An 11993-nucleotide genomic window follows, 5' to 3' on the forward strand; every position below is an offset into this window, starting at 1 on the left:
TTGCTCGCGAAAGCGGTGTGTCAGTCGACGAAGATGTTGAATGTCGGTGCGCCTTCGCGAGCAAGCCCGCTCCCACAGGGACTCCACCAACCCTTGGCATTCAACAGGACCAAAAAACCGATGAACCGCAACGATTTACGCCGTCTCGACATGAACCTGCTGGTGATCTTCGAGGCGCTGATGTTCGAGAAAAACCTGACCCGCGTCGCCGAAAAGCTGTTCATGGGCCAGCCGGCGGTGAGCGCGGCGCTGGGGCGGCTGCGGGATCTGTTCGACGACCCGTTGCTGATCCGTCACGGTCGTGGCATGGAACCGACCCCACGAGCCCTGGCGATCCTGCGAGAGTTGCAACCGGCCATGGACACCATCTCCGGCGCGGTCAGCCGGGCCAAGGCGTTCGACCCATCCACCAGTTGCGATGTGTTTCGCATCGGGCTGTCCGACGATGCCGAATTCGGCCTGTTTCCGCCATTGCTGAGCCAACTGCGCGAAGAGGCGCCGGGGATCATCGTGGTGGTGCGCCGGGCCAATTTCCTGCTGATGTCGTCGCTGCTGGCCAGCGGTGAAATCAGCGTCGGCGTGAGCTACACCACCGATCTGCCGGCCAATGCCAAACGCAAGAAACTGCGGGACATTCCTTGCAAGGTCTTGCGTGGCGACAAGCGCCCGGGGCCGCTGACCCTGGACGAGTACTGCTCGCGGCCCCACGCCATGGTTTCGTTTTCGGGCGATTTGAGCGGCAACATCGACCTGGACCTGGCCCGCATCGGCCGGACCCGCAAAGTGGTGCTGGCGGTGCCGCAATTCAGCGGGCTGCGAGCTTTGCTGGCCGGCACCGAGCTGATCGCCACCGTGCCCGACTATGCCGCCTGCGCGCTGGTGGAAGGCTGCGCGCTGCGTGCCGAGGACCCGCCGTTCGAGATCAATGCGGCTGAACTGTCGATGGTCTGGAGCGGCGTGCATGACAACGACCCGGCCGAGCGCTGGCTGCGCTCGCGCATTGCCAGCCACATGTCCCAACCCTTGCCGGCCGCGGCCTCGGCCGCCCCGGACGGAGCCCACCGATGAACATGACCGATGAACGCCCGTGGCAGGACCTGGGTTTGTTGTTCCTGCGCCTGAGCGGCGGGTTGTTCCTGCTGTGGGTCCATGGGCTGCCGAAGCTGTTGCACTACAGCGTCGAGCTGACCCGGATCGAAGACCCCTTTCACCTGGGGGCGGCGCCCACCCTGATCCTGGCGATTTTCGCCGAGGTGCTGTGTCCGCTGCTGATCATGGCCGGTGTGCTGGTGCGCCTGGCGTGCTTGCCCATCCTGTTTCTGCTGGCTGTGGCGCTGCTGGTGGTGCATCCGCAGTGGAGCCTGGAAGAGGGGCAGTTCGGTTGGTTGCTGTTGATCATATTTACCAGCGTATTGATCGCCGGGCCCGGGCGCCTGGCGCTGAACACGCGTTTTGTTGGAGTGCTTCGCCATGTCTGAATCTCAAACCATCGACTCTCCTGGGAGCCCGGCCAAACCCGGCCTCGATGAAATCGTGACCCTGGTGGTCAAGCACCGGATCAAGGCCGGCCAGGATGATGCCTATGAAGCCTGGTTGCGGCGCATCGTCAGCGTGGCTGGCCAGTGGCCGGGGCATCTGGGGGTGGATGTGGTGCGGGGCAAGCAGGGCGGATTGTCGCTGTTCACCTGTGTGCTGCGGTTCTGCTCCACCGAGGCCATGCAACGCTGGCTGGATTCGCCCGAGCGCCGCGAACTGGTGGAAGAGGCCGCGCCGCTGCTGGCCGATGGCGACCAGACTGAGGTCGCCTCCCACAAGGAATTCTGGTTCGCCCCGCTGGCCGATGCCGCCACACCACCGCCGCGTTGGAAGCAATCGGTGGTGACGCTGCTGGTCATCCTGCCGCACACCTTGCTGGTGCCGTTGCTCTGGGGCCCGCTGTTGCAGCTCAACGCGTTTCTGTCCAACTACGTGGTCGCCACGTTCCTGATCACGCTGACCATCGTGCTCTCGGTGGTCTATGTGTGCATGCCTTTGGCGACACGCCTGTTCGCGCCTTGGCTGGAACCCAAGACCCATGAGCACCTGGAGCCCGGCCATGGCCAATAAGGACGATCCGACCGACCCGCTGCGCCGCCAACTGCTGGCCGCCGGGTCCCTGCTCAGCGCGGCGGCGGCTTTTTGGCCTCGTCTGTCCCTTGCCTCTACTCATCCAGAAGGAAATCCGATGAACGCCGATCTGATTCTATTCAACGGTCAATTCCATACCGTCGACCGCGAGAAGCCTCGGGCCAGCGCAGTCGCCATCAGTCAGGGCCGCTTCGTTGCGGTAGGCACCGATGCCGAGGCCATGGCCCTGCGGGGCAGCGGCACCCAGGTCATCGACCTCAAGGGGCGTACCGTTATCCCCGGCCTCAACGACTCGCACTTGCACCTGATCCGTGGTGGCCTGAACTACAACCTGGAGCTGCGCTGGGAAGGCGTGCCGTCTCTGGCCGATGCCTTGCGCATGCTCAAGGACCAGGCCGACCGCACGCCGACGCCGCAGTGGGTGCGCGTGGTGGGGGGCTGGAACGAATTCCAGTTCGCCGAAAAGCGCATGCCGACCCTGGAAGAACTCAACCAGGCGGCCCCCGATACGCCGGTATTCGTATTGCACCTGTATGACCGCGCCTTGCTCAACCGCGCCGCGCTGCGGGTCGCCGGCTATACCCGTGACACACCGAACCCGCCGGGTGGCGAGATCGTGCGTGACAGCAAGGGCGAGCCCACCGGCATGCTGGTGGCGCGGCCCAATGCGATGATCCTTTACTCGACGTTGGCGAAAGGGCCAAAGCTGCCGCTGGAATACCAGGTCAACTCCACCCGCCAATTCATGCGGGAACTCAATCGCCTGGGCCTGACCAGCGCCATCGACGCTGGCGGCGGTTTCCAGAACTACCCGGACGACTACGCGGTGATCGAGCAGTTGGCCCGCGAGCAGCAGTTGACGGTGCGCATCGCCTACAACCTGTTCACCCAGAAGCCCAAGGAAGAACTCAGCGACTTCAAGAACTGGACCGGCAGCGTCAAGCTGCACCAGGGCGACGATTTCCTGCGGCACAACGGCGCCGGGGAAATGCTGGTGTTCTCGGCGGCGGATTTCGAGGACTTCCTGGAGCCGCGTCCGGACCTGCCGCCGGGCATGGAGCAGGACCTGGAACCGGTGGTCCGGCACCTGGTGGAGCAACGCTGGCCATTCCGCTTGCACGCCACTTATGACGAATCCATCAGCCGCATGCTCGACGTGTTCGAGAAGGTCAACCGCGATATTCCGTTCAACGGCCTGCCGTGGTTCTTCGACCACGCCGAGACCATCACGCCGAAGAACATCGAACGTGTGCGGGCGCTGGGCGGTGGCATTGCGATCCAGGACCGCATGGCCTTCCAGGGCGAATACTTCGTCGACCGCTACGGTGCCAAGGCCGCCGAAGCCACGCCGCCGATCAAGCGCATGTTGGCCGAAGGCGTACCGGTGGGCGCCGGCACCGATGCCACCCGCGTCTCCAGCTACAACCCCTGGACCTCGTTGTACTGGATGGTCAGCGGCCGCACGGTCGGTGGTCTTTCGTTGCACGAAGAGGGCCTGCCGCGCCTGACTGCGTTGGAACTGTTTACCCATGGCAGCGCCTGGTTCTCGTCGGAGCAGGGCAAGAAGGGCCAGATCAAGGTCGGCCAACTGGCGGACCTGGCGGCCCTGAGCGCGGACTTCTTCAGCGTCGAGGAAGAAGCCATCAAGTGGATCGAGTCGGTGCTGACCGTTGTGGACGGCAAGGTGGTGTACGCCGCCGGTGACTTCGAAAAACTCGGCCCGGCCAGCGTCCCGGTTTTGCCTGACTGGTCACCGGTGGTCAAGGTCCCGGGCCACTGGCGCCCGACTTCGCCGTTGCAGGCTCAGGTCCACCAGTGCAGCGGTCCGTGCACGGTGCATGCCCACAGCCATGAACGGGCACGACTGTCGAACGTTCCGGTCAGTGATTTCCAGGGTTTCTGGGGGGCGTTTGGCTGCTCCTGCTTTGCCTTCTGACTGATACACACAGATTCCCCTGTGGGAGCGGGCTTGCTCGCGAATGCGGACTGACATTCAGCATTTTCGTCGACTGATACACCGCTTTCGCGAGCAAGCCCGCTCCCACCAGGGTTTTGTCACAATCCATCCCAAAGGAGTCATCCCATGAGCAACGTTCCCGCCTATAACCGTCTGAACAAAGACGACGCGGTCGTCCTGCTGGTCGATCACCAGACCGGCCTGATTTCCCTGGTCCAGGACTTCTCGCCCAACGAGTTCAAGAACAACGTGCTGGCCTTGGCCGATCTGGCGAAGTTCTTCGAACTGCCAACCATTCTGACCACCAGCTTCGAACAAGGCCCCAACGGCCCGATCGTGCCGGAGCTCAAGGAAATGTTCCCGGACGCGCCATACATCCCGCGTCCAGGCCAGATCAATGCCTGGGACAACGAAGATTTCGTCAAGGCGATCAAGGCCACCGGCCGCAAGCAATTGATCATCGCGGGCGTGGTCACCGATGTCTGCGTAGCGTTCCCGACCCTGTCGGCGCTGGCTGAAGGTTTCGACGTGTTCGTCGTGACCGATGCCTCGGGTACGTTCAACGAAACCGTGCAACAGGCCGCCTGGGTCCGCATGACCGCCGCCGGCGCGCAGATGATGAACTGGTTCTCGGTGGCCTGTGAGCTGCACCGCGACTGGCGCAACGACATCGAAGGCCTGGGCAACCTGCTGTCCCAGCGCATTCCGAACTACCGCAACCTGATGAACAGCTACTCGGCGCTGACGGCCAAGTAAGCGATTCATGCTCAATGACGCCCGCCTTGTGCGGGCGTTTTTGTGCCTGGCATCAGGTTCTTGCAAGCTGATCCGCCGCTATCGCGAGCAAGCTCGCTCCCACAGGGTTTGAGGTGTATTCAGGTTCTGTAATCACTGGGAACCCATGTGGGAGCGAGCTTGCTCGCGATAGCGTCAGCCCACTCAACACCTTTCCAACCTGCCTTGCTCCACCCACAATGCCCAACTCATCCCCCTGACTGTCCACCCCAGGAATGACAATGAACCCCTTCGAAGAAATGCGCATCTTTGCCCAGGTCATGGAGTCAGGCAGCTTCACCGCCGCGGCGGACAAGCTGGGGCTGTCCAAGCAGTTCGTCAGCCGCAAGCTCATGGCGTTGGAACAGCGCCTGGGCGTACGCCTGCTCAATCGCTCGACCCGCCGGCTGGACGTCACCCCGTTGGGCCAGCGTTATTACGAAGCGTCGCTGCGCCTGCTCAATGACGTCGAACAGGTGGAGCAGGGGATCAGCGGCCAGACCAGTGAGCCCCGTGGCACGATTCGGCTCAGCGCACCGCTGTCCTTCGCCATGGCGCATCTGGGCAGCCTGTTACCGCTGTTCCTGCAGCGCTATCCGGGCGTCAGCGTCGAAGTGGACCTGAGCGACCGTTCGGTGGACCTGCTGGGGGAGGGCTATGACCTGGCGCTGCGCATCGGCGTGCTGGAGGATTCGACGCTGATTGCCCGGCGCATCGCGACCATCGAGCGGGTGTACTGCGCCAGTCCGGCTTACCTGGCGCAAAAAGGCACACCCATGCGACCGGAAGACCTGCGCCATCATGACTGCCTGCCCTATGGGCACAGCCGCCAGGTGCAGTGGCGTTTCGCGGGGGCCGGCAAGCCGTTGACCCTGGAGGTCACGGGACGCATGCGCGCCAATAACGGCGATGTGCTCAGGGACGCGGCCATCGCCGCAATGGGGGTCACCTACCTGCCCACCTTCATCCTCGGCGATGCCTTGAAGGATGGTCGGTTGATCAAGGTGTTGGAGGGGTTCGAAACCGAGCCCCTGGCGCTGTCGGCGGTCTACCCGCAACATCGCCAAGGCTCACGCCCGGTGCAGGCGTTGGTGGAGTTCTTGCGCGAACACATGCAATAACGCCTCGGGCGTGCAGCCGTCGGGTGACGGCTGACGCATCCGCGGCGTACGATCAGGCGGCGAGGCTGGCGCTGCTCAGTTCTTTTTTGTACTGCGCTTTCATGGTCTCCATTTCCGCACCCAAGGCGTCCAGTTTTGCCTTGCCCAGCAGTTTTTTCGCGTGGGGGAACATTTCTTTTTCTTCCTCCTCGATGTGGTGCTCAAGCAGCTCCTTGACCACTTTTGCCCGGCCGGAAAATTCCGCTGTGGACGGGTCGGTCGCCTTCAGGTCGGGCAGCACCAGCGAGTCGACGGTGCGGTGCTCTTCCTTGGCTTCGTAGTACATCTGTGCCTCCTCCTTGCCACCTGCCTGCTTGAAAGCCGGATAAAGGATTTCTTCTTCGAGGCGGGTATGGATGGAGATTTCCATTTCCAGTTTCGCCAACAGGTCGGTACGTTTTTTCACGGCGCGTTCGGTCGACTCGCTCAGTTGAGTCAGGATGGCTTTGACGCGCTCATGGTCGGCTTTCAACAGATCGATGGCATTCATGGGTAGCTCCTCGGCAATTCACGGATGCGGGCAGGCTTCAAGCGCCGACGCCGCGTAAAAGCTGAATTGCATCAGCTGTGCCAGCCGAACAGGGTTTTAAAGCCCTTTAAAAACAATGGGTTGAGAGACTCATTATTTTCAGCGTCGTGCAAGCTGCATGAGCCGGGCAAGAAACGCGTTGCACTTTGCGCTGATGGCCTGTCACTCCTCGTGATTCAGAGCCAAAAAAAATGCCCGTATCTCGCGATACGGGCATTTTCAGTGGTTACGACGCTTGGGCGATCAGCCCACCAAGCCCGCCTGCTGGACCAAAGTCAGCAACGGCTGCGGGTACACGCCCAGGAAGAACGCCAACACGGCGATGGCCAGCAGCATCACGCCGCCTGCCTTCTGTTCCCAGTGCAACTCGGCATCGTGACGACGCAGGTTCGGTTCCATCAGATACAGGGTGACCATCACGCGCAGGTAGTAGAACACGCCGATGGCACTGCCCAGCACCAGGGAGCCGACCAGCCACCATTGGTGAGCCTCGACGCCGGTGGCGATGATGTAGAACTTGCCGATGAAGCCGGCGGTCAGCGGGATGCCGGCCAGGGACAGCATCATCACGGTCAGCACGGCGGTCAGGTACGGACGGCGCCAGAACAGGCCGCGGTATTCGTACAGGGCGTCGGCGTCGCGGCCGTTGTACGGCGAGGACATCAGGGTGATCACGCCGAAGGCGCCGAGGCTGGTGATCACGTAGGTGACCAGGTACACGCCGATGGCTTCCACGGCCAGGCCCTTGCTGGCGATCAGGGCGATCAGCAGGTAGCCGAAGTGGGCGATGGACGAGTAACCCAGCAGACGCTTGAGGTTGCTCTGGGTCAGTGCCAGCAGGTTACCGAACAGGATCGACGCGATGGCGATGATGGTCAGCACGTTGCTCAGTACACCGCTGCTGGCCACGGGAGAGATCTGGAACAGCCGCACCATGACCGCGAACACCGCCACTTTCGACGCGGTGGCCAGGAACGCCGCCACCGGTGCCGGGGCGCCTTCGTAGACGTCCGGGGTCCAGAGGTGGAACGGTACCAGCGACAGCTTGAACGCCAGGCCGATCAGCATCATGCCTAGGCCCAGTTGTGCGATCGGGCTAGGCAGGCCGGTGGCCGCCAGGGCCTGGCCGATGCCGACGAAGCTCAGGGTGCCGGCTTCGGCGTAGAGCAGGGCCATGCCGAACAACAGGAACGCGGAACCGGCCGCCGACAGCACCATGTACTTGATGCCGGCTTCCAGGGAACGCTTGTTGAAGAAGGCGTAGGCCACCAGGCCGTAGACCGGTACCGACAGCAGTTCCAGGCCGATGAACAGGCTGGCCAGGTGCTGCGAGCTGACCAGCACCAGGCCACCGGCGGCGGCCATCAGGATCAGCAGGTACAGTTCTTCGCGGTTGCCCGGGTAACCCGAGCCGCCATCGCCGAGGTAGGCGTGGGCGAGGGTGACGCAGGCCAGGGTGGCGACCAGGATCAACGCCATGTAGAGGCAGGCGAAGCTGTCGATCTGCATCAGTGGCGTGACCGCCAGTGGCGCGACTTTCAGGGCCGGCAAAATCGACAGCAGGGCCAGGTTCAGCCCCGCCACCGACAGCAGGAAGGTCTGCGAGTGATTGCGCCGCCAGGCGATCGCCAGCATCACCACGATGATCGTGGCGCTGGTGATCAACAGCGGCGCAAGCGCGATAAAGTGTTGAATCGTGAATTCCATAGCGCTCTTACCGGGCCGAAGCGAGTTGAGAGAAGGCGGTGCCGAGCCACTGCTGCACGCCATGCATCGTGGCGGCAGAGGTGTCGAGGAACGGTTGCGGGTACACGCCGAGGTAAACCAGCAGCACCGCAAGGCCGAGCACCATGATCAGTTCGCGACCGTCCATGCCACGCAACACTTCATCCGACTTGGCCGGACCGAAGTAGGCGCGGTGGATCATGATCAGCGAGTAGACCGAACCGAACACCAGGCCAGAGGTGGCAATCGCCGTGATCCAAGGCGCACTGACGAACGAGCCGATCAGGATCAGGAACTCGCCGACGAAGTTGCCCGTGCCCGGCAGGCCCAGGGACGCGGCCGCGAAGAACAGGCTGATGGCCGGCAGGTAGGCGATGCGCGACCAGATGCCGCCCATTTCACGCATGTCCCGGGTGTGCAGGCGCTCGTACAGCTGACCGCTGAGGATAAACAGTGCCGCCGCCGACAGGCCGTGGGCCAGCATCTGGATCACCGCGCCTTGCAGGGCCAGCTGGCTGCCGGAGTAGATCCCGATCAGCACGAAGCCCATGTGCGAAACGCTGGAGAACGCGATCAGGCGCTTGATGTCGGTCTGGGCGAACGCCAGGAACGCACCGTAGAAAATCCCGATCAGGCCCAGGGTCATGGCAATCGGCGCGAACTCGGCCGAGGCATTGGGGAACAGCGGCAAGGCAAAGCGCAGCAGGCCGTAGGCCGCGGTCTTCAGCAAGATACCCGCCAGGTCCACGGAACCGGCGGTCGGCGCCTGGGCGTGGGCGTCCGGCAGCCAGGAGTGGAACGGCACCACCGGCAACTTCACCGCGAACGCGATGAAGAAGCCCAGCATCAGCACGTACTCGGTGGTGCGCGACATCTGCACTTTCAACAGGTCGGCGTAGTTGAAGGTAATCACGCCGGTGTTGTTGAAGTTGACCAGCACCAGGCCAAGGATCGCCACCAACATGATCAGGCCGGAAGCCTGGGTGAAGATGAAGAACTTGGTCGCCGCGTAGATCCGGGTTTTCTTGCCGTCCGAAGAACTGTGACCCCAGAGCGCGATGAGGAAGTACATCGGCACCAGCATCATTTCCCAGAAGAAGAAGAACATGAACAGGTCCAGCGCCAGGAACACGCCGACGACACCGCCCAGGATCCACATCAGGTTCAGGTGGAAGAAACCGACGTGACGCTGGATCTCTTTCCAGGAGCAGAGGACCGAGAGAATACCCAGCAGGCCGGTCAGCAGGATCATCAGCAACGACAGGCCGTCGAGGGCCAGGTGCACGCTGATGCCGAAGCGCGCGATCCAGGCGTGCTTGAACTCAAGTGCCCAGGTCGGATCGGCGCCAGGGGCCGGAGCGAATGAATAGTCGCCGGTCGCCCACAGCCAGAGGCCGAGCGCGAGTTCCAGGGACATGGTCAGCAGCGCAATCCAGCGCGGGAGCGTGGAGCTGGAGCGCTCCGCGATCCAGCACAGCAGGCCGCCGATGAAGGGGATCAGGATTAGCCAGGGCAGAATCATGACGGGCTCGTTTCCTTTCGCAAGTTCGCAAGGTTCATATCAGACCGCTACCAGCACGATGGCGCCGATAACCAGCACGGCGCCAGCCGCCATGGAAGCCGCATACCAACGCAGTTGACCGGTCTCGGTACGGCTCAAGGCGGTGTGACCGCCCTTGGCCATGCGCGGGATCAGGCCAATGGTCTGGTCGAGCGGGTCTTTGCGCAGAATGTGGCTGATCGCAAGGTATGGCTTGACGAACAGTTTGTCGTAGATCCAGTCGAAGCCCCAGGCGGCGAACCACCAGGCCGAAAGGAACCGCCCGATGCCGCTGTTGGCGACCGCCGTGACGAAACGACGCTTGCCCAGGAACAGCAGGGCGGCCAGCAGGATACCCGCCAGGGCGATGGCGCCGGAGGCGATTTCCAGGCTGTGCTTGGCTTCGCCGCCAGCATGGCCGACGCTTTGCGGCAGCACATCGGCCAGCGGTGGGGTGATCAGGGCGCCGACGAAGGTCGACAGCACGATCAGCACCGACAGTGGCAGCCAGTGGGCAATACCGTGGCCGGCGTGGGCTTCGGTCTTGGCTTCACCGTGGAACGCGATGAAGATCAGGCGGAAGGTGTACAGCGAGGTCATGAACGCGCCCACCAGGCCGGCATAGAGCAGGCCCTGGTTACCGCTGGCGAACGCTTCCCAGAGGATCTCGTCCTTGGAGTAGAAACCGGCGGTGACCAGTGGCAGGGCCGCCAGGGCCGCGCCGCCGACGATGAAGCTGGCGTAGGCCAGCGGCAGTTTCTTCCACAGGCCGCCCATCTTGAAGATGTTCTGCTCGTGGTGGCAGGCCACGATCACCGCGCCGGACGCCAGGAACAGCAGGGCCTTGAAGAAGGCGTGGGTCATCAGGTGGAAGATCGCGCCTTCCCAGGCACCAACACCCAGGGCCAGGAACATGTAGCCGATCTGGCTCATGGTCGAGTAGGCGAGGATGCGCTTGATGTCGGTCTGTACCAGGGCGGCAAAACCGGCCAGCACCAGGGTCACACCGCCGACAATGCCCACCAGGTGCAGGATGTCCGGCGCCAGGGCGAACAGGCCGTGGGTACGGGCGATCAGGTAGACACCGGCGGTCACCATGGTCGCGGCGTGGATCAGTGCCGAGACCGGGGTAGGACCGGCCATCGCGTCCGCCAACCAGGTCTGCAGCGGCAGTTGTGCGGATTTACCGACGGCACCGCCCAGCAGCATCAGGGTCGCCAGGACGATCCAGAAGTCACCGACCTTGAAGTGCTCGGGTGCCTTGACCAGCAGTTCCTGGATATTCAGCGTGCCCAGTTGCTGGAACAGGATGAACAGGCCGATGGCCATGAACACGTCGCCGATCCGGGTCACGATGAACGCCTTGAGTGCGGCGTTGCCGTTGTTGCGGTTGCTGTAGTAGAAACCGATCAACAGGTACGAGCACAGGCCCACGCCTTCCCAGCCGAAGTACAGGAACAACAGGTTATCGCCGAGCACCAGGAACAGCATGCTGGCTATGAACAGGTTGGTGTAGGCGAAGAAGCGCGAGTAACCGGCTTCACCGCGCATGTACCAGGAGGCGAACAGATGGATCAGGAAACCCACGCCGACCACCACACCGAGCATGGTGACCGAGAGGCCGTCCAGGTACAGGGCGAAGTTCGGGGTGAAGCCTTCCACCGCCATCCACTGCCACAGCACTTGCACGTACCGGCCACCTTCCGGCGGGGCGACGTTGAATTGCCAGATCACGTAGGCCGTGACGATGGCAGACAGGCCGATGGAGCCCACGCCAACCAGCGCCGACAGGTTTTCCGACCAGCGTCCACGGGAGAACGACAGCAGCAGGAAACCGACAAGAGGAAATATGAAAGTCAGGAAGAGAAGGTTCATCCGCGCATCTCGCTGGCAGCGTCAATATCGAGAGTGTGGAAGCGGCGATACAGCTGCAACAGGATCGCCAGGCCGATACTGGCCTCGGCGGCTGCCAGGCTGATCACCAGGATGAACATGATCTGTCCATCCGGCTGCGCCCAGCGAGCGCCCGCGACGATGAAAGCCAGGGCGGAGGCATTCATCATGACCTCCAGGCTCATCAACACGAACAGAATGTTGCGGCGGACCATCAGGCCGACCAGACCGAGACAGAACAGGATGCCGGCAACCGCCAGGCCATGTTCGAGAGGGATAGCAGGCATG

General features: G+C 62.8%; 11 protein-coding genes. 6 read left to right on the forward strand and 5 right to left on the reverse strand.

The features are described from left to right. The first annotated feature begins 120 nt into the window (after nt 1-120). From IB266_RS08765 to IB266_RS08790, 6 genes are all read left to right on the forward strand, one after another. Nucleotides 121-1068 (forward strand): LysR family transcriptional regulator, encoded by a 948-nt coding sequence (locus IB266_RS08765; RefSeq protein ID WP_060741535.1) that lies wholly within the window; start codon nt 121-123, stop codon nt 1066-1068. After that, on the forward strand, nt 1065-1478 hold the full coding sequence (locus tag IB266_RS08770; RefSeq protein ID WP_192260935.1) for a DoxX family protein: 414 nt from the start codon (nt 1065-1067) through the stop codon (nt 1476-1478). Before IB266_RS08765 ends, IB266_RS08770 begins: the two co-directional genes overlap by 4 nt. Further along, nucleotides 1471-2106, forward strand: coding sequence for an antibiotic biosynthesis monooxygenase (locus tag IB266_RS08775; RefSeq protein ID WP_060741537.1), 636 nt, complete (start codon nt 1471-1473; stop codon nt 2104-2106). The genes IB266_RS08770 and IB266_RS08775 overlap by 8 nt, the downstream gene beginning before the upstream one ends. 118 nt (nt 2107-2224) lie before the next feature. Next, nucleotides 2225-4063, forward strand: a complete 1839-nt coding sequence (locus IB266_RS08780; protein ID WP_024617381.1) for an amidohydrolase — start codon at nt 2225-2227, stop codon at nt 4061-4063. Nucleotides 4064-4210: 147 nt separating this feature from the next. After that, nucleotides 4211-4840, forward strand: coding sequence for an isochorismate family cysteine hydrolase YcaC (ycaC, locus tag IB266_RS08785; RefSeq protein ID WP_014337664.1), 630 nt, complete (start codon nt 4211-4213; stop codon nt 4838-4840). A gap of 260 nt (nt 4841-5100) precedes the next feature. Continuing rightward, complete coding sequence (locus IB266_RS08790; RefSeq protein WP_192260936.1) at nt 5101-5979, forward strand: LysR family transcriptional regulator; 879 nt, start codon at nt 5101-5103, stop codon at nt 5977-5979. A gap of 52 nt (nt 5980-6031) precedes the next feature. Here the strand turns inward: IB266_RS08790 and IB266_RS08795 are convergent, their stop codons facing one another. The 5 genes from IB266_RS08795 to nuoK form a co-directional block, all read right to left on the reverse strand. Beyond that, nucleotides 6032-6508 (reverse strand): hemerythrin domain-containing protein, encoded by a 477-nt coding sequence (locus tag IB266_RS08795; protein WP_060741539.1) that lies wholly within the window; start codon nt 6506-6508, stop codon nt 6032-6034. A gap of 282 nt (nt 6509-6790) precedes the next feature. Further along, nucleotides 6791-8254, reverse strand: a complete 1464-nt coding sequence (gene nuoN / locus IB266_RS08800; protein ID WP_060741542.1) for an NADH-quinone oxidoreductase subunit NuoN — start codon at nt 8252-8254, stop codon at nt 6791-6793. 7 nt (nt 8255-8261) lie between these two features. After that, the gene (nuoM, locus tag IB266_RS08805; protein WP_060741543.1) at nt 8262-9794 is read right to left on the reverse strand and encodes an NADH-quinone oxidoreductase subunit M; all 1533 of its coding nucleotides are present in this window, start codon (nt 9792-9794) and stop codon (nt 8262-8264) included. 39 nt (nt 9795-9833) lie between these two features. Further along, nucleotides 9834-11687, reverse strand: coding sequence for an NADH-quinone oxidoreductase subunit L (nuoL, locus tag IB266_RS08810; RefSeq protein ID WP_060741544.1), 1854 nt, complete (start codon nt 11685-11687; stop codon nt 9834-9836). After that, entirely contained in the window at nt 11684-11992 is a 309-nt protein-coding gene (gene nuoK / locus IB266_RS08815) for an NADH-quinone oxidoreductase subunit NuoK (RefSeq protein ID WP_003180046.1), read from the reverse strand. The genes nuoL and nuoK overlap by 4 nt, the downstream gene beginning before the upstream one ends. Between the last annotated feature and the right edge of the window lies 1 nt (nt 11993).

It is taken from the genome of Pseudomonas sp. Pdm06 (genome assembly GCF_014851795.1).
Classification (GTDB): domain Bacteria; phylum Pseudomonadota; class Gammaproteobacteria; order Pseudomonadales; family Pseudomonadaceae; genus Aquipseudomonas; species Aquipseudomonas fluorescens_AA.